This is a genomic window from Prosthecobacter fluviatilis (genome assembly GCF_055388355.1).
On record NZ_AP043782.1, the window covers coordinates 3,954,481 to 3,973,525 of the forward strand.

General features: G+C 63.2%; 12 protein-coding genes. 4 read left to right on the forward strand and 8 right to left on the reverse strand.

Annotated elements, in window-relative coordinates; all coding sequences use genetic code 11:
- Window positions 1-2 precede the first annotated feature (2 nt).
- Genes ACZ5WW_RS15445 through ACZ5WW_RS15455 form a run of 3 tightly spaced genes read left to right on the forward strand, consistent with a single transcriptional unit; the run spans window position 3 to window position 2,315 of the window.
- Complete coding sequence (locus ACZ5WW_RS15445; protein ID WP_377171790.1) at window positions 3-311, forward strand: DUF485 domain-containing protein; 309 nt, start codon at window positions 3-5, stop codon at window positions 309-311.
- A 49-nt stretch (window positions 312-360) separates the two neighbouring features.
- A complete protein-coding gene (locus ACZ5WW_RS15450) occupies window positions 361-708 on the forward strand; it encodes a four helix bundle protein (RefSeq protein ID WP_377171792.1) in 348 nt (115 codons plus the stop codon).
- Window positions 709-743: 35 nt separating this feature from the next.
- Window positions 744-2,315 carry a solute symporter family protein gene (locus ACZ5WW_RS15455; RefSeq protein ID WP_377171794.1) on the forward strand — a complete coding sequence of 524 codons (1,572 nt, stop codon included), beginning with the start codon at window positions 744-746 and terminating at the stop codon, window positions 2,313-2,315.
- Window positions 2,316-2,321: 6 nt separating this feature from the next.
- Here ACZ5WW_RS15455 and ACZ5WW_RS15460 read toward each other — a convergent pair whose 3' ends face one another.
- Genes ACZ5WW_RS15460 through ACZ5WW_RS15495 form a run of 8 tightly spaced genes read right to left on the reverse strand, consistent with a single transcriptional unit; the run spans window position 2,322 to window position 17,985 of the window.
- On the reverse strand, window positions 2,322-4,604 hold the full coding sequence (locus tag ACZ5WW_RS15460) for an AAA family ATPase (protein ID WP_377171796.1): 2,283 nt from the start codon (window positions 4,602-4,604) through the stop codon (window positions 2,322-2,324).
- 10 nt (window positions 4,605-4,614) lie between these two features.
- Window positions 4,615-7,872 (reverse strand): AAA family ATPase, encoded by a 3,258-nt coding sequence (locus ACZ5WW_RS15465; protein ID WP_377171798.1) that lies wholly within the window; start codon window positions 7,870-7,872, stop codon window positions 4,615-4,617.
- Window positions 7,869-11,090: an AAA family ATPase gene (locus tag ACZ5WW_RS15470; protein ID WP_377171800.1), complete on the reverse strand. Its 3,222-nt coding sequence runs from the start codon at window positions 11,088-11,090 to the stop codon at window positions 7,869-7,871. The genes ACZ5WW_RS15465 and ACZ5WW_RS15470 overlap by 4 nt, the downstream gene beginning before the upstream one ends.
- A 59-nt stretch (window positions 11,091-11,149) precedes the next feature.
- Window positions 11,150-12,118, reverse strand: a complete 969-nt coding sequence (locus tag ACZ5WW_RS15475) for an ABC transporter ATP-binding protein (protein ID WP_377171802.1) — start codon at window positions 12,116-12,118, stop codon at window positions 11,150-11,152.
- On the reverse strand, window positions 12,115-13,110 hold the full coding sequence (locus ACZ5WW_RS15480) for an ABC transporter ATP-binding protein (RefSeq protein WP_377171804.1): 996 nt from the start codon (window positions 13,108-13,110) through the stop codon (window positions 12,115-12,117). Before ACZ5WW_RS15480 ends, ACZ5WW_RS15475 begins: the two co-directional genes overlap by 4 nt.
- Window positions 13,110-15,170 carry an extracellular solute-binding protein gene (locus ACZ5WW_RS15485; RefSeq protein ID WP_464694158.1) on the reverse strand — a complete coding sequence of 687 codons (2,061 nt, stop codon included), beginning with the start codon at window positions 15,168-15,170 and terminating at the stop codon, window positions 13,110-13,112. Before ACZ5WW_RS15485 ends, ACZ5WW_RS15480 begins: the two co-directional genes overlap by 1 nt.
- Window positions 15,167-16,687, reverse strand: coding sequence for an ABC transporter permease subunit (locus tag ACZ5WW_RS15490; protein WP_377171808.1), 1,521 nt, complete (start codon window positions 16,685-16,687; stop codon window positions 15,167-15,169). The genes ACZ5WW_RS15485 and ACZ5WW_RS15490 overlap by 4 nt, the downstream gene beginning before the upstream one ends.
- A complete protein-coding gene (locus ACZ5WW_RS15495) occupies window positions 16,687-17,985 on the reverse strand; it encodes an ABC transporter permease subunit (protein WP_377171810.1) in 1,299 nt (432 codons plus the stop codon). Before ACZ5WW_RS15495 ends, ACZ5WW_RS15490 begins: the two co-directional genes overlap by 1 nt.
- A gap of 160 nt (window positions 17,986-18,145) precedes the next feature.
- Between ACZ5WW_RS15495 and ACZ5WW_RS15500 the strand changes: the two genes are divergently transcribed.
- Complete coding sequence (locus ACZ5WW_RS15500) at window positions 18,146-19,039, forward strand: aspartyl protease family protein (protein ID WP_377171812.1); 894 nt, start codon at window positions 18,146-18,148, stop codon at window positions 19,037-19,039.
- Window positions 19,040-19,045: the final 6 nt, after the last annotated feature.

A 19,045-nucleotide genomic window follows, 5' to 3' on the forward strand; every position in this document is an offset into this window, starting at 1 on the left:
TTATGAGCCAAAAAACACCTGTGAACTGGGAAAAGCTGGAGGAGAAGCCGGAATTCCGCACTTTGATGGCGCGGAAAAAGGCCTTCATCATTCCCGCCACGATCTTCTTCCTCATCTACTACCTCGCGCTTCCCGTGCTGGTGGGCTACTGCCCGGACCTCATGAAGCAGAAGGTCTGGGGAGAGGTGAACATCGCCTACGTCTTTGCGCTCTCCCAGTTCTTCATGGCCTGGATCATGGCCTTCATCTACGTGCGCGTCGCGGCCAAGTGGGACAAGGCGGCCGCTGAGGTGATCGACGGACACCATTGAGAAAGATGAAGGATAAAAACTAAAAAATAAAACACCACCGGGGCTTTCTATGACGGACCTGCCAGTTCGCACCAAGACTTTCGCCTCACGAATCATCAACATGCACCTCGCGCTGCCGAAGAACGACCTGACAAAGGTATTTGGTCCCCAGGTACTGCGCTCTGCCACTTCTGTTGCAGCCCAGACTCGGGAAGGCAAGAGGCCAAAGTCGCCCAAGGACTTCATCAGCAAAATCGAAGGAGCCATCCAAGAACTCGAAGAAACCACGCTTTGGCTTGAACTTATCCAGGATCACAAGCTGCTTAAACCCGCCAGACTGAAAGATCTTTTTCAGGAGGCATCCGAACTCAATGCAATCATGACCACCGTTGTCATTCAGGCGAAGCGAAAGCTTTGATTCATCTTTCATCTTTAATTTTTTATCTTTTCTATATGACCATCGCGCAGATCATGTTCTTGGCCTTCGTCGGCCTGACACTCCTCATCACTTTTTACGCCGCTAAAAAGAACACCGGCGCCAGCGCCTACTTCGCAGCAGGCCGCAGCATCACTGGCTGGCAGAACGGCCTCGCTGTGGCTGGCGACTACATGAGCGCCGCCTCCTTCCTTGGAATCTCGGGCATGATCTGCTTTGCCGGCTATGACGGTTTCATGTACTCCGTGGGCTTCCTGGTGGCCTACATCACGGTGCTGCTCATCGTGGCCGAGCCGCTGCGCAACGCGGGCAAGTACACCATGGCCGACCTCCTGGCCTACCGCCTCAAGCCGCGCCCGGTGCGCGCGCTGGCCTCCCTCAGCACGCTGACGGTTTCCACCATCTACATGATCGCGCAGATGGTGGGCGCAGGCGGCATCATCGAGCGTCTGATCAATATCGAGTTCGCACCGGCCGTGATCGGCGTGGGCATTCTCATGCTGGTGTATGTGGTCTTCGGCGGCATGCTGGCCACCACCTGGGTGCAGATCATCAAGGCCCTGCTGCTCATTGCAGGCGCCATGCTGCTGAGCTACCTCGTGCTCAAGCATCACAGCTTCAGCTTCGCCAAGTTCTTTGAGGCCGTCTCTCATGCCGACTACGGCGGCAGTGACACCCCGAAAAATCTGATGGAGCCCGGTCTGAAATACGGCGTGGCCAAGGCCGGCCCATGGGGCCCGCTGGACCTCATCTCCCTCTGCCTCGGCCTCGTGCTGGGTACCGCAGGCCTGCCGCACATCCTGGTGCGCTTTTACACCGTGCCGGACGCCAAGACCGCACGCTCCAGCGTGGTGTGGGCCATGGCCATCATCGGCCTCTTCTACATCATGACGACCTTCTTCGGCTTTGGCGCCGCCACCATCCTCAAGAAGGAGCTCATCACCATCGCCGGCAAACCGGACACCAACATGGTCGCCCCCATCCTGGCCAAGTTCCTCGGTGGCGAGCTGTTTTTCGCCTTCATCAGCGCCGTGGCCTTTGCCACCATCCTTGCCGTTGTCGCCGGTCTGACCATGAGCGCCAGCGCCAGCTTTGCGCATGACTTCTACTCCAACGTGATCCATCACGGCAAGGAGAACCGCCCGGGCGCGGAAGTGAAAGTGGCACGCATCACCGCCTTCTGCGTGGGTGCCGTCAGCATCAGCATCGCCATCTTTCTGGGCCCCAGCGTGAACACCGCTTTCCTCGTCGGTCTCGCCTTCGCAGTGGCCGCCAGCGCCAACCTGCCCGTCATCATCTTCAGCGTGTTCTGGAAGCGCTTCAACACCGCTGGAGCCGTGGCCGGTCTCAGTGTCGGCCTGCTCTCCTCCATCCTCCTCATCCTGCTGAGCCCGAACGGCATCTTCGGCAAGGCTGGCGCCATCTTCCCGCTGGAAAACCCCGGCATCGTCAGCATCCCCGTCGGCTTCCTCGCCGCCTGGCTCGGCACCATCCTCACTCCGCGCGATCTCGAGGCTGAGGCCAAGTATGCCGAACTCACCGTCCGCGCCCACACCGGCCTCGGTGCCGAGAAGGCCACGGCGCACTGATCAGCATCAGGACCACTGGAGCTGCGTTGAGCCGTCTTCGCTCAGCGTCACCGTGATGGTGCCGCTTTGACGCTGCGGATGTTCGAGACGCCACTTGGCCAGTGGCGTCACCACCATTCTTTCCAGTGCCCGCTGCAGCGGGCGCGCGCCGAAGCGGTGGTCGTAACCGTCTTGCACAAGCCTGGCCAGCAGCGCGTCGCTCCACGCCAGCTGCAGTCCTGCGGCAGAGAGGCCCTCACGGGTGGAAAGTTCCTGCAGCTCCTTCAGTGCAATCTCCCGCACATGCTCTTTCGCCAGCGGGTCAAAGGTCACCACGGCATCCAGGCGGTTGAAAAACTCGGGCCGGAAAAATTTCTTCACGGCGCTTTCAAAGCCAGGTGTGGCATTTTCGGAGCCAAAACCCATGGCTCCTTTGGAGCTGGCGCCAAGGTTGGAGGTCATCACGATGATCGCGCTGCGAAAGTCCGTCACCCGGCCAAAGCGATCTGTGAGGCGGCCCTCATCCAGCAGGCCCAGCAGCACGTCATAGGCTTCTGCGGCGGCCTTTTCCACTTCATCAAAAAGCAGCACGCTGAAGGGCTGGCGGCGCAGTTTCTGAATCCATGAGGCAGCATCTCCCTCCGGGGAGTGCAGCAGGCGGTTGGCGGCGCCCCAGCCGCTGTACTCGCTCATGTCCAGACGGACCAGCCGCTCCTTTTCCGCACCTGCGCCAAAGCAAAACTCCGCCATCGCCCGCGCGAGCGCCGTCTTGCCCACTCCGGTGGGACCGCAGAAAAGCAGCACGCCCTGAGGTCGCGCAGGATCTGTCATGCCCGCCTTGATGCTGGTGATGACACGCGCCGCAGCGTCCACTGCAGCGGACTGGCCGATGATCTGCCGCGCCAGAGCCGCCTGCACGTCTTCCAGAGGCAGCGGCACTTCATCGCGCAGCAGCAGCTCCGGCAGGCCGGTTTGCTGGATGAAGAGCGCCATCACATCGTCTGCCGAAACACTGCGCTCTTCCAAGGGCTGGCGTGCCGCCTGTTCGGCCAGTTTGCGAATGAATGCCGCAGCGGGGCCTGGAAATGCTGCATAGGGCTGGAAGCGCCGGAAGAGGCGGTGCACCAGGCCCACGCAGCCCGCTTCAAATTCCAGCCTTCCGGAGCTTGCGCAGGCATGCGCCACGCGCTCCAGCACCGAGCGGGCCCCGCCGTCGTCAAAGGGCGGTACATGAACGATCTGAAACACGTCCAGCAAACCTGGCATGAGGCGGCGGCAGGCATCCACCTCCGCCGGCGTGGCCTCGGCCACCATGTGCAGCTCACGGCGCTGCAGATATGGCAGAAGGAATGCGCCCACGCTGTCATTGGCCTCGGCGCCACCCACACGCAGCAGCTCCAGCAGATTCTCCACGCAGAAAATGCCTTCGATCTCGCTCAGCCGCCGGATGAAATCTTCGCAGCGTTCCTCCCACTGGCCGAGATACTTCATGCCCGCGATCATGCGTGCGCCGCTTCCGCGCCAGCAGCGCCAGGTGCGCATGGATTTGTCGTCTTCTTCATCCGTGCTCAGCCGCGCCATGCGCCGTGCTGCATCGTGCAGGATGGTGCTCTTGCCGCAGCCGGGTTCGCCCACGAGCAGCACATGGGCGCGCTCGTGCTGCAGCTTGTTCATCAGTGCCATCACCAGCCCCTCCCGGCCATAGGCCGCAGACTGGTGGCCGCGCTCATGCAGCAGCGCATCCGCCACGGTGAAAAGCACCTTCATGTCCTCGCGTTCGCGCATGGGTGTCTGGCGGGCGGAGCTTTGCAGGTCGCGCACGCTCACCTTGTCCAGCCACACTCCGCGCGGCGGCAGTTTCAGGGTCAGCGCCGCGGGTGTTGTGCCGGTGAGGTGGTCTTTCACGTAGTGCCGCACCAGGTCCTTGAGCTGCGCCTCATTATGAAAATGAAAGCGCAGGTCCAGCACCGGCACCTCGCATACTGCCAGGCCGTTCTCCGCCTTTCCTGTCACGCATGGCACGCGCAGAGTGATGGTCTCAGGGCTCGGGATCAGGCGATGCTCCGTCTCGTCCTTGTATTGCGCCCGCACATCCACCTTCACCTCCCGCAGCTGTGGCTCCACCAGCTCCGGGCCGATGCTCCATGACTCATGCTCCGCACGCCAGTCCAGGGCATCACCCAGCTGTCGCAGCACTTCCTGCGGAGTGCCGGCATAGGCGGTGGCGCTGCGGTAATCCCCGACAAGCACGCCCGTGACTCCGCCGCCGGCATCACGCCAGAGCAGGACAGGATAAACATGTGTGGCCATGGGCGGGGGTTCAGGTTTGGGGTTGCAGCAGTCCCAGCAGCTCCGCAGGCAGCGGCAGTGCGGGCAGATGAAACGCACGGAAGGCCTCTGCATCGGCATCCTCCGCCAGCAGCAGGCCGGTGCGGTGGCAGAGCAGGCGGCGGTCGCGCATCAGGGTCATCACCAGCGGCACCTCCTGCGCCGCTGCCTCCTCCGGTGCATTTGGCTCCATGCCCACCGTCAGGATGTGCAGCGTGCCTTCAGCGTCATTCAGCAGCCAGGTTCCGGTGAGCGGCTGCAGCAGGTGTGCGACGTTGAGCCCGGCGGCTTCAAGGCCGATTTGAAAAGGTTCGTGCGATTCGCTGCTGTCGGGCAGCAGCTTCACGGCTGTGCCCCAGTGGCTGCTCAGCAGCGTCTGCACCTGTTTCCGAAACTCCAGCGCCATGAGCAGCGACTGCACGCCCTGCCCGCGAATCACCCAGGACACGGCTTCATCCTGATAGGGCTCTGAGGCCATCAGCTCCAGCAGCGAAAGCTCGCGCAATGCTGCAAATAGCGGCGTCTCGATGATGTCATGCTCTCCGGCCTCGATTTCTGCGAGCTGGCTCTCATGCAGCTCCGCGTCTCTCTCGCGGTCAAAGCGCGGGTTGCCGCTGAAATACTGGCGCACCAGAATCTTGACCGGCCTTGCCCGTGAGACGGACATCGCGCGGCTCTGCCTGGAGGGTTTGGCATTCATGGAAGCCTCTGCGGCGCTGAGCAGGCGCTCCACTTTCTTCACCTGCTCGCGGCAGTGGTAATAGCGTTCCTGCGCGGCGGTGAGGGCGCTGAGTTCCACCGTGCCCTTGGGCGCATGCAGCTCGATCTGGTCGCTCAGACGGTCCAGAGCGTCATGGGCGGCATCCAGCACGGTGTTTTTGTCCACATCCTCGCGGGACAGACGCTCGGGCCAGTACACCTGGCGCGGCACCGGCTGCAGTGTCTGCGTGTGCAGGGAGAACCGGCCGCCTGCACAGCGCAGCTCCATGCGCAGCGGCATGCCGGGCATGCGCGCCGCCAGCTCTGCCGCCAGCGGCTGCGCGACCTCGCGCTCGATGACGCGCTTCAAAGCACGCGCGCCCAGCTGCGGGTGGTGCCCCAGCTCCGCCAGCCTCTCTGCGGCTGCGCTTGTGAAGCTGAACAAACACTGCCGCTGGCGCAGGCCGTCGCGCTTAAGCACCTCGGCAAGCAGGCGGCTGGTGATGGCGGAGAGATGCTCGCGCGTCAGCTCGCGGAAAGGCAGCACACGGTCCAGGCGGTTGAAGAATTCCGGCCTGAAGAACCGCTCTGCGGCCTTGATGTAGGATGCCTCCAGCTCCGTCTCCTGGGCGTCGCCGCTGAAGCCGATGCGTGAGCCCGCCTCCTTTACACCAAGGTTTGAAGTGAGCAGGATCACGCTGCTCGTGAAGTCCGCCACGCGGCCCAGCGCATCGCTCAGCCGGCCTTCGTCCAGGACGCCGAGCAGCATGTCGAAGACCTCCGGTGCCGCTTTTTCAATCTCATCCAGCAGCACGACAGAAAAGGGCTGGCGGCGTATCGCGCCTGTCAGCAGGCCGTCCGGCTTGGCGGGAGTGCCCGTGAGACGCAGCACCGCGCTGGCGTCCACCATTTCGTTCATGTCAAAGCGCAGCAGCCGGTCCTCATGGCCAAACAGATGCTGCGCCAAGGCTTTCGCGCATTGGGTCTTGCCCACGCCGGTGGGGCCCAGCAGGAGAAAAGCCGCCAGCGGTCGCCGCGGGTCATTCAGCCGCGCTTTCAGCTGCAGCAGCACATCGGCAAACGCATGCAGCACCGGGTCCTGTCCGGACACCTGCTTTTGCAGCGCCTGCACAATGCTGTCGCGGTCCAGCGCCTGGCTGTTGTCGAGCATGGAAAGCTGCAGGCCGCTGCGTTCGCGGAATTCCTCCAGCACCGCACTGCGGTCGCAGGGCTTGCCGGCGTGCTTCACCGCCAGCCTGTGCATGAAGCTCGCGGCCTTGCCCGGAAAAGCCGCGTCTCCGGCAAAGCGGCGGTGCAGTTCATAGCTCGTCGGCACCACATCCAGCGCAAAGGAGCAGTCATGCTCGCGCTCCAGCTCGCGCGCCACGCTCACCAGAATGCGCAGCGTGTCCGCCTCTGCCGGTTCCGGCACAGGCAGCACATGAAACAGGTCGGCCAGGGCGCGGTCCCGCTCCTGCAGCACGCGCCAGGATTCCGGCGTGATCTCAGCCAGCACGCGCATGGAGCGCTTTTCCAGCCGCAGCTTGAGAAGCTGCGCCACGTTCATGTCGCTGTTTGCGCTTTTGCCGGCGGTGAAGAGGCTGGGCAGGTCCTCAAGACAAAGCACGGCGTCGCTGCGCTCCACATGGTCGCAGATGGCCTGCACACGCTTCTGCCACTGGCCCACGTGGCTCATGCCGCTGATCAGGCGCATGGGAGATACCCGCCAGACATTGCGCCGGCGTGTCCACTCTTTGTCCGCCATCATGCGCCAGACAAACTCCTGCACCACGGCTGTCTTGCCCACCTGGCGCGGACCCACCAGCAGGATCGCGCGTTTGTCCGGCAGGCGCAGCCAGCGCGCCAGATCGGCCACCACCGCATCGCGCCCGACCGCCCTCGGCAGATCATCCGGATAGAGCGTGTTCAGCAGGCGGCCTGTTTTGCGCAGTTCGGCTTCGCCATCCAGCCTGGCATCATCGCCGCCAAAGATGGAGCTCCGTTCAGACGTCTTTTTCTTCAGCGCATTCAGCACAGGCTTCACCTTCACCTCGATCAGGGTCAGGCGCGCTTTGCCCGGGGTGGGCAGCGCATGGTCATCCAGATCCACGGCGTCGCCGTTCTTTTCCAGCTCACGAAAATGATGCGTCAGCACTTCGGCGGCGCGTTCGTTCAGGCGCTGGTCCTTGAGCACTTCAAAGTGCAGCCCCGGCAGCTTGGGGGTGAACCACAGCCTGCGGCCCAGCCCCTCATACCCCACCATGAAAAAGCGCCGGTGGTGGGAGCCGCTTTTCAGCTCGATTCGCAGGTCCAGCGTAGTGCTCTCATACTCCGGCAGCAGGCACCAGCGAGCCAGTTCGTCGTGGCGGGTTTCACGGGACATCTCCAGCAGCCTGGCATGCAGGTCCGTCTGCAGCTGCGTCAGCGCGCGCTGCAGTTTTTCGGATTTCCTCACCGGCTCATCTTGCTGCAGCGGGCGTACCACAAACAAAGGGGCCTCGCCGCTGCCGCGCGGGTGCTCCTCCACATAAATGGGCAGTGTGATGGTCATGCCATGTCCTCCACGGCTTGCGTCAGGCGTGCTTCGATGAGGCGGCGCATGGCCGCTTCCGGCTCAGGCCGTGGCCAGGCCGACTCACCCATCATGCTGTCGGTGATCTTCTGCTCATCCACATTGAAAAGGCGCTGCGGTTTGACGCCTTTGTCTGTGATGAACCCGGCGCGGTGAATCCCTGTCGGCGTCACGTAGTCGGAGAGGCTGGTGGCAGCGGCCTCGACAAGGCAGAGCCGCCGCACTCCTTTGCTCACGAGCTCGTGCAGACCTGTCTCCTGCTTGAAGCGCGGGTGAAACAGATCCCCGCGCAGGTGCATGATCGCTCCTACCCAACCGCCGGGCGGCTTTGCCATCGGTTCTTCAGTTTTTTTCGCCGGCTCGCGCCGGGTCTGGGCATCCGGCGCATCACGTCCGGCAGGAGGCAGCACAAACTCAAACCCTGCCAGCCTGCCACCCAGCGCGGTGGCATGATCCAGATAGATGCTGATGAGCTGCTGCATCCAGTCGCGGTGCTCGCTGTAGATGGCGACCACGATCTCGTCCGGCTGAGGGAAGCTGAAGCGGAAAAAATCCCGCTGCAGCCGCAGCCTGTCGTGCTGGATTTCAGACTGGCTCTGCTGCAGCGTGGTGGCGTCAAAACCACCCGCCAGGTGAAAAGTGCCAAGCGTCTCGGTTTCCAGGGCGTCCATGCGCTGCACCAGCGTCTCCAGCTCTGCGAGCGCGCGACGCAGATGCCCCAGCCGTACGAGGCGTGTCTGCTCCTCCGGGCTGAGCCAGCCGCGTTTGGCTCCGCGACGTTCGAGCAGGGCCAGCAGCGGCACTTCATTCTCCAGCGCCGACACCGTGCTGCTGCGCGCCAGTTTGGACAGACGCCGGCGGGCAGCCAGCACGTCATCCGCCAGCTCCACTGCACGCCGGGTGGCTGCGGCATCTTCGGCTGCCTGACGCTGCCGGACCTCGATGACCAGCCGGCCCCTGTTCAGATTGACGGTGGCCACCAGCGGCTGGCGGTGGCGCACTTCGTTCAGCACCTCCGCCAGCGGCACCATCAGCGTGCGCTCCAGCACACGCTTCAGCGGCCTGGCGCCGTATTTGGGGTCATGCCCCAGGGCCGCCAGATGCTCCTCCACACCGGGGCCCAGACGCAGATCGACATCGCGCAGGCGTATGCCATCGCGCTGCCGCAGGAGGTCCAGATGCCGGCGCGTGACACGCAGCATGAGGTCCCGGCTCAGCGCGCGGAAGCGCAGGATGCCTCCGAGGCGGTTGTAAATCTCCGGTCGCAGAAACTGCCGTGCAGCTTCGTCGAAGTGAGCGCCGCCATCATCACCCTGCCCATCGGAGGCAAAGCCCATGGAGCCACGCTGAAACTCACGCGCGCCCAGATTGGAGGTCATGATGATGACCGTGTTGCAAAAGTCCGCCGTGCGGCCTGCGGCGTCCGTGAGACGCCCGTCTCCAAGCATCTGCAGCAGCAGGTCAAAGAACGCCGGGTCCGCCTTCTCAAATTCATCCAGCAGCAGCACGCTGAAAGGCTGCTCGCGAATGCGCGCGGTCAGCAGGCCTTCTGTCTGGCCCATGCCGCCGATCAGGCGCTGCACCGAGACCGCATCGCTGAATTCGCTGAGGTCAAACCGCGCCAGGCGGCTGGCGCTGCCAAACAGGAACTCCGCCAGCGACTTCGCCAGCTCCGTCTTGCCGGTGCCGGTGGGGCCCACAAACAGGAAGGAGCCCAGCGGCTGTCTGGGGCGGTTCAGCCGCGCCTTGATCGTGGCCAGCAGATCCAGCACCGCCTCCACCGCCTCTGGCTGCCCGATGACGCGCTGCGTGAACCATGTGCGTGTGGTGTCCAGGTCCAGGGGCAGCTCATCCCTGAGCAGCACCTCCGGCAGACCCGTCTCCCGCATGAAGGCGGCGGTCACCTGCTCCGGCGTCAGCCGCGTTTTCTGGTCTGAGGGCTGCTCTGTGACCAGCGTGGTCAGAAAGCGGATGGGACGCCCCGGATTGGCGGAATAGGTGGCGTAGCGCCGGTGCAGGCGGTGCAGCCAGTCCAGCGCGGCTGCGGACTGCGCGTGGTCGCTGTCCTTTCGTGCCAGATGGTGGAAGACGCTTCCCAAAATCCTGCGCGTCACCTCCGGTGCAGGTTCGGACACACGGACGTGAATGAAGGCGCCTGCGAGGTGCGGATCCCGCCGCTCGATCACCGCCAGCTGCTCCGGTGTGCATTCGGCGACGGCCAGCAGCTCACCGCGCGCGATCCACGGCCGCAGAAAGCTGGCGATGCTCTGCGCATTGGCGCTGTGCTGCCCCACTTCCATCAGTTCCAGAAGACTGCCAAGGTGCAGCACGGCCTTGGTGGCTGCAGCTTCACGGCACAGCTCCCGGCAGCGCTCCTGCCACTGCCCAAAGCCAGACTGGCCCGCGATGAGCTGGGCCCCGCTGGTGCTCCACACATTTCTCTCGCTGGTGCGTGCCAGCTCCCTCACCGCAGCCGTTTTTCCCACACCGGCAGGACCGATCAGCAGCACGCTGGCCGGCTGCCGCGCATCCAGGGACTCGCGCAGCAGGTGCAGCGTGGCCTCCAGTTCAAACCCGGGCGCGGTGTGGTGCCGTGTGAACTTCAGCGCCACCTCTTTGAGCATCGACTTGGTCTGCTTCTCGCCTTCTTTTTCCATCTCCAGCTGTCGTGGAGTGGGGATGGCCGCCGTGACGCTCAGGGCATCCACATGCAGGGTTTTCACACACTGCGAGACCACCAGCCTCTGCAGGGTGACCTTCTTCACCCGGTCCACCAGCGTCAGCCGCACATGCGCTTCCACACGCGCAGGGATCTGCTCCGGCTTGGCGGCCATGACCTGCACGCCCAGCACAGGCACAAAGGCCAGGTGCAGATCCTCCGCTTCGGTCCACGAGATGTAGTCAAAGCGCAGCTCCACCGGCTCTTTCCAGTCGGCGCGCTTTTTGGCCGGCTCAAGCCTGAGCGTGAGCTGCTCCACCCGTGCGTCTTTGCCCGTCATGCGGCGGTGCAGCGAGGCCGCAGGCACCGCTTCGGCATCTGCCAGCAGCGTGGCGATCTTGGTGCGCAATCCCACGGCGGCACGTCCGGGCCTGTCTCCCAGGCTCGACACCTCGGGAAAGCCATGGCACTCCAGCAGCTCCAGGTCATCGCCTAGGCCGAGTGTGACAGCATGGACATGGAATGTCTGTTCAGACATCGTCAATCGTCATAAGAAGCCGCCTATGCTCCAGAGCACATAGCACATGGCAAGTCCCATCACGTGCAGCACGGGCAAGGCTGCACAAAATGTCCCGGCGCGATCTCCTTGAGCGTGAGGTCCATGCTCACGCTCTGCTGCCAGTTCGGGTGCTTCATGCGGTGGCCAAAGGCACAGCCGGCGGGCGGATTGATCGGAGAGGGCACGTCGCCGCGCAGGAGCTGGCGCGTGCGGCGCTGCGCGGGATCCGCCACCGGGATGGCATCCAGCAGCGCCTTGGTGTAGGCATGGCGTGGGTTCTGATAAAGCTCAGCGGCAGGAGCCAGCTCCACGATCTTGCCCAGATACATCACTGCCACGCGGTCGCTCATGTGCTTCACGATGCTCAGATCGTGGGCGATGAAGAGGTAGGCCAGGCCAAAGTCGCGCTGCAGCTCCAGCAGCAGGTTGAGCACCTGCGCCTGCACCGAGACATCCAGCGCGGAGACGGGTTCGTCACAGACAATGAGCTTGGGCTTCAAAGCCAGTGCGCGGGCGATGCCAATGCGCTGACGCTGGCCGCCGCTGAATTCGAAGGGGTAGCGATGCGCCGCATCTGCCGGCAGGCCCACACGCTGGAGCAGCTCAGCAACCCACTCGCCGCGCTCCGCGCGGGTGCCCATCTTTTGAATCACGAAAGGCTCCTCCAAAATCTGGCCGATCGTGTGGCGTGGATTAAGAGACTCCGCAGGGTCCTGGAAGACCATCTGCATCTCGCGGCGCACAGAACGCAATGCGTTCTGCGAGAGTGTGGAGATGTCCGTGCCATTGAAATTCACGCCGCCGGAGGTCGGCTTCAGCAGGCGCACCACAGAGCGCGCCACAGTGCTCTTGCCGCAGCCGCTTTCGCCCACAAGGCCAAGTGTCTCGCCCGGATTCAGCTCGAAGCTCACGCCATCCACGGCCTTGCATGTTGCCTTCGTCGTGTAAAACACGCCACCGCGCACCGGGAAGTGCATCTTGAGGTTTTGTACGGAGAGAAGGCTCATGACGCAGAGAGTTGGGAGGCAAAGCAGGCGCAGGCTTCCACGCCGTGGCCGCCGCCGCATTCCTTCCAGGGCTGGCGGGCGGAGGTGACGTCGCTGCTGTGCTTGTTGGGGCAGCGCGAGGCAAAGCGGCAGCCAACGGGCATCTCGCTCAGGCTGGGCACCATGCCAGGGATCACCGGCAGCGCGGTTTTCGGCGGGTGATCCAGCTTGGGCAGGCAGCGGATGAGGCCCTGCGTGTAGGGGTGCAGCGGACGCGCAAAGATGTCCTGCACCGCTCCGCGCTCCACGATGCGTCCGGCGTACATCACGGCCACATCGTCGCAGGTCTCGGCGATCACGCCGAGGTCGTGGGTGATAAGGATGACCGCCATGCCTGTTTCCTTCTGCAAGCGTTTGAGGAGGTCCAGAATCTGAGCCTGCACGGTCACATCCAGCGCTGTGGTGGGCTCGTCGGCGATGAGCACCTTCGGGTGGCAGGAGAGGGCCATGGCGATCATCACACGCTGGCGCATGCCACCGCTGAGCTGGTGCGGGTATTCGTTCACGCGCTGCTCCGGCGCGGGGATGCCCACCCACTCCATCAGCTCCACGGCGCGTTTCAACGCCTTGTCCGGCGTGGTGGGCTCGTGCAGCTGGATCGCCTCGATGATTTGTTTGCCCACACGCTCCACGGGGTTCAGCGCGGTCATTGGCTCCTGGAAGATCATGGCGATGTCGTTGCCACGGATCTTGCGCATATCCTCGATCGGCAGCGTGGCCAGGTCCCTCCCCTCCAGCAGCACCTGACCATTCAGGATGCGCCCCGCCGGTTGGGGCAGCAGGCGCATCAGGCTCATGGAGGTCACGCTTTTGCCACAGCCGCTTTCGCCCACAAGGCCAAGCGTCTTGCCAGCTTCCAGGCTGAAGCTGACGTCATCCACGGCGGTGAGCAGGCCGTTGTCGGTCTGGAAGCCGACGCGCAGATTGCGTACGTCTAGGATCGGGGCCGGCATCACTTCGCTCCTCCTGCTTTGAGGTTTTGGTCAAAGACCAGGTCGGTTTCCGGGAAGGACTTGCCGCTGCGCATGGCGGCCTCGGTTTCGCGTTTCACATCTTCGTCGATCCAGTGCACGTGGTTGGACATCGGCAGCTCGCTCACGGCCACGTTGAAGGTCTTCTCCGGCCACTTCACCCAGCGCCAGTAGGCGCAGCGGTAGTAGTTCTGCTCGTAGGCCGGGATCCAGGGCGCTTCGTCGTAGATGATCTGGTCCGCGCCCCAGGAAGCCTTGCGGATCTCCTCGATCGTCGTCGCGTGGCGTTCATCCTCGCAGAACTTGTCCATGCGCGGATCGGCAAAGCAGGAGAGGTTGTTGGTGTTGGGCTTGGGCGTCTTGCCATCCTCCATCAGCGCGTCCTTCGAGTGCCAGGCCTGGTAATGGTCGGGGATCGGCGGAGTCACGCTGAAGGCCACAGAGGCTATTTGATGCTTTTTCTGCGTGGCTTTCTGGAAGTAGGCCGTGCTTTCCAGGCCTTCCAGCTTGTACTCCACGCCAGCCTTCAGCGCCTCTTCCTTCAGGCGCTGCATCACACGCTGAACGATCTCCACCTTGCGGTGCAGGATGGTCAGCGAAAGGCGCTCCCCCTTGTCGTTCATCAGCACGCCGTCGTTGCCCAGCTTGGTGTATCCGGCCTTGGCGAAATGCTCGCGTGCCTTTTCCACATCAAAGGGGCGGGCGGTGATGGGCGGGTCGCCGATGAGCGGGAATCCTTTGCTGAAGCAGGTCAGGCGCTGGAAGTCGCCGCGCAGGTCAAAGTCGATGACCTTCTGGTAGTTCGTGGCGTAGCTCAGGCCCAGACGCACATCCTTGTTGTTCAGCGGCGGCATGGCGCAGTTCAGCCACAGCCCTGCGTGGGAGCCCGGCCAGACATTGTAAAATTTCGTCTTCTGGATGTAGCCCTTGTGCACCTCGGGGATCTCCATCCGCTCATACCAGTATTCCGGGATGCCCATCATGAGCTCCTCCACGTCGATCTCGCCCTGCCGGAAGAGCTCCATCACCTTCTCCTGCAGCCTCACCACGCGGTACACGATGTGATCGATATTGAACCGGTAACGCGAGAATTTTTTGTCCCGCGCCCACCAGTCTTTCACGCGGGTCAGGGTGATGTCTCTGCCGAAATGAATGTCCTCCTCGCGGATGACATAGGGTCCCGAGGTGGGCCGGCAGCGCCACTGGTAGCGCTGCTCAAAGTCCGGCCCAAACTCCGAGTAGAACCGCCGGGACATCGGCGAAGTGTTCACGTAGTAGGCCGCCAGCGGCTTGGGCTCCGTGAGCGAGATGGAAAGCGTGCGAGCATCGTAGCGGGTGATGTTGGCGTAGTTCTCCGAGTACCATTGGTTGCCGAAGGGATTCTTCGGGTACTCGCTCAGCTGCATGTAGAACTGGTTGAAGAAGTCGTCCGCCTCGATCGGCGTGCCGTCGGAGAAGGTCGCGTCCGGGTCGATCCGGAAGTACACCGTCCGGTTGTCCGGTGCCACAGCCCATTCCTTGGCGATGGCGGGGATCACGCGACCGGTCTCCGGGTGCAGGCTGATCAGCCCCATCTCCACATCGTCGTACTGATAGCCGCGGAAGGAGCTGTTGCTGTTCTCTCCCAGCACGCGCAGCGTGGGCGGAAAGGAGAGGATGTACAGGCGCATGGTGCCACCTTTTTTGGCATGCGAGTCGCCGATCTCCGGCTCGTCCATGCCGTTCTCCCATTTCAGATCTGCCGGCACGTCCTCCGGCTTGGCAAAGGTGAAGTACTCCGGTTTTTTCAGGCGCTCGCGCACGCTGGCCAGCTGGGTCTCCAGTTCGGCCTTTTTGGCGGTGTCGGTTTCCTTGGCAATCAGGCCTGGCAGGTCCTTCTCCTGGCCTTGGAGATCGGCGAGCACCTTCTTGTTGTAAAAGCTCCAGAAGGCCTCGCGCTCCTTGGTGCCGTCATAGGGCGGGAAGTCTGCGGCATGCAGCGCGCCGCCGAGCAGCAGCGCGGCGGAGAGGGCCAGCAGAGAACGTGGTGCGGCAGGCATCATTGATAGGTGGTGAACTTCTTCGGGTCAAAAGCCTCGCGCAGCGCCTCGCCTACAAAGGTGACGAGCAGGAGGATGAAGACCATGGCGGTGAACATCGAGAGCGAGATCCACACGGCGGAGAGATGGCTGGTGCCGTCGTCAAACAGCCAGCCCCATTGCGGATAAGTCTCAGGCAGGCCAAAGCCCAGGAAGGCCAGCGCGGTGAGGGAGGAGATGATGGCGGCCACGCTGAAGGGGATCTTCGTCACGATGGTGGCCAGCATGTTGGGCAGCAGGTAGCGCGTGAGGATGCGCCAGGTGCTCGCCCCTTGCAGGCGCGCGGCGGAGACGTAGTCGCGTTCTTTTTCCTTGTAGGCCAGGGCGCGCAGGGAATAGGTCAGGCTCGTCCAGGAGAAAAAGCAGATCACCCCCAGCAGCACCAGCAGGTTCATGTTCGCCACGCCGATGATGCTGATGAGGATCATCACGATGTAGAGGAAGGGCAGCTCATCCAGGATCTCAATGCAGCGCTGCATGGCGATGTCGAACACCCCGCCCAGATAGCCCATGAGCAGGCCGATGAGGGTACCCACTCCATAGGTGAAGAGAATGTAGAGCAGGATCGCCTTCAGGTTCAGCTGCCAGCCGCCGTAGATCTGCGCCAGCACGTCCCAGCCGCGGCTGTCCGTACCCAGGTAGTGTCCCGCCTTCCACAGCGGCGGAATGGCCGGATAAACGATCATCTGGTAGGACGTGGTCGCTGCTTTCTCAAACTCCTCCTGCGGCATCTCACCGGTCCACCTTTCGCGTTCCTTGGCTCCCGCCTTGTGGAAGGCGGAGACGGCCAGCGCGCCAGTGCGTGTGTAGCCGAGGGATTCACCATCCGGCACGCCGTGGCGGAAACGGCTGTCCATGTGCTTCTGCGCCGGCGTGTCGGTGTAGAATGTTTGGGCGCGTCCGGAGTAGGGCTCGGCATCGCCGGGTTTGTACCATTTCCCATCCCGCTGCTCCAGGGCGATGGACTGCAGCGAGTCGGTGTCCAGCACGGGATCCCACGGCACCAGCGGCATCAGCACAAAGCCACGCTTCTCCTTTGCGAGGCGTTCCTTCAGCTCGCGGTAGTTGGCCTCCTGCTCTCCGCTCATGCCAAAGTCCTGCGACTGATAGCGCTTTTGCACAAAGGCGGGGAAATACGTTTTGCCATCGCAGCGCACCATCAGCGCGCGCCTGCCCACCAGCGCCTGATCCAGCAGCGCCAGCGCGATGAGCACCAGCAGAATGCGGAAGGACCACCAGCCGCGGCCGATGCTGCGGAAACGGCGGAAGCGCTGCAACGTCACCGGCGTCCAGCGGATCTCACGCGGTAAAAACCGCAGGCCGAGAATGCCTCCTGCGATGAGCAGCACAGAACTGGCCCAGCCAAACTTTGGGCCGACGCCAAAGAACCAGGAAACGGTGGGAAGCAGCAGCCCGCACAGCTCGCCGAGAATGGCGAGCGCACCGACGATGATGGCAGCGATGGAGAGTTTGCGGTTCATCACTCAAAACGAATGCGGGGGTCCAGCCGCGCGGTGATCATGTCGGAGAGCACGTTGCCCAGCATGAGCAGCAGCCCGCTGACCGTGACGGTGGCCATGACGATGGGGTAATCTTTCTCCAGCAGGGCGTTGAAGCCCATGAGGCCGAAGCCGTCGATGTCAAAGATGCGCTCCACCAGGAAGCTGCCCGCCACCAGCACCGTGAGTGCCTGGCCCATCGTGGCACCCACGGGGATGAAGGAGTTGCGCAGCGCATGGCCGATCACGGCACGCTTGTACTCCACGCCCTTGGCCACGGCGGTGCGCACATAGTCGCTGGCCAGCTGGTCCAGCAGGTTGTTTTTCACCAGCATCGTCAGGCCGGCAAAGCTGCCCACCATGTAGCAGCACAGCGGCAGAAAGGCGTGGTGGAAGAGGTCATAAACTTTGCCGAAGAACCCCAGCTCCGAAAAATTGGAGCTCACAAAGCCCTCCAGCGGAAACCAGCGCAGGCGCGCGGCAAAGATCACCATCAGAAACACGCCCAGTACAAACTCCGGGATGGCATAGCCAAAGAAGATCAGCACTGAAGTGGCGGTGTCCGTGGGCGTGCGGTGCTTGATGGCCTTCAACACACCCAGCGGAATGCACACCAGGTAGGTCAGCAGGATGGAGACGATGCCGTAGAAGAGGGAGATGGGAAAGCGGCGCTTCATCATGGTCCAGACCGGCTCGCTGTAGCGGGTGGAGTCGCCCAGGTTGCCCTCCAGCACGCCGGCAAACTTAGGCTGGTAGATCAGCGCCACGTAGGGCTGCGGCTTGTCCAGCTTCTGGCCGGGATTGGCCTTCTCCCATTCCACCTTCTGCTGTTCCGGGGTGATGATGCGCGCACGCCAGGAGGAGAGATCCAGGTCTTTGTCAGGCAGGATTTCCGCGCTGTTGTCACTGCTGCGTTTCACCTTCGCCACGCTGGCGGTGCCGGGGATTTTCACCTCGGTCTCCGTCTTGCCTTCCGCAAAGTCTGCGCGGGAGCGGTTCGTTTCCTTGGGCCAGGCACCCAGCCATGCGGCGTAGGCGATGAGGAAAGGCTTGTCGTGGCCGTACTGCTCCTGGAGTTTCAGCAGCTGGGCGGGCGTCAGGCCGCTGGACTGCTGACGACCGGCACCGCCGCGCTGGCCTTCGGTCTTCATGCGCGCCTCCAGCAGCGCCTGCTCCATGGGACCGCCGGGCGTGAAGCGGATGATGAGGAACACCACCAGCGTCATGCCGATGAGCGTCGGCGGGATGAGCAGAAGGCGGCGGATCAGATAGGCGGTCATTCAGATCAGGAGAGAATGGAAGGAACTGAAAAAACGAAAGTCTCCGACAGTACGACGCACGGCACAAGAATTTGTGTGCGATTTGAACGAATCATCGTCTCATTTTACAGAACGGAGGGATCTGTGCGCATGGATTGGCGCGAACATCCCGCCCCGCTGCATGAAAACGTTGCCCGTTCTCTGGATCGTGTGTTTGCTGCCGTCCTGCATGCTGCCGTACCCGCCGGTGATGCCGCAGGGGCCCGTAGCGGACGTGGCGGTGCCGATGCAGCTGCGTGCAGGGACGCCGCATGTCATGGCCAGCATCAACGGCCTGCCCCCCATCCCTCTGCTGCTGGACACTGGCGCCACGCTGAGTGTTTTTGAGCCTGACGTGGCCACCGGCTGTGGTCTCCTGCCCTCCGGCGGCCGCAGGCTCCAGATCCGAGGCGTGCATGGCACTGCCGGGGCCAGCCAGGCGGTGATGAGCACGATGGACCTCGGCCTATGGCACACCACGGACGTGCCTTGTCTGGTGCGTGGTATTTCCGGCTTCAGGCCCGGCGGTATCGGCAGCGCTATTCTGGGCATGGATCACCTGCGCAGGCATTGCAGCTTCATGACTCTTGATTATCAACGCAACAGCGTGGAGCTGGGATTTTCACGGCCTTTCCAGCCCACCCGCAGCATGGCGACTCGTACCCCGCTGCGCTGGGTGAACGGCATGCCCGTCATTCGTGTCAGCTCTGGCCGAGTCTCCTGGGATGCGGTGGTGGATTCGGGCTCGACCTGGGGCATCGTGATCGATCAAAGCACCGCCGCCCGTCTGGGCCATGCGCACGATGGCATGAGCATGGGCGAAGGTTTGATCCTGAGCGGTGTGGGCGGCAGTGTCCGGGCGGACCAAGTGGGAGCGCGCACAATCCAAGTGCCTGCGACGACGCTGTGCGGAGAAACCTACCCTGGGGCCACCCTGTATGTCATGCCAGGGCCCAAGCGCATCGGTTCACGCTTCTGGCAGGGCACGCGCCTGACCGTGGATTTTCGGCGCAGTGCTCTCTGGTTGGAGCGTTGAACGCAA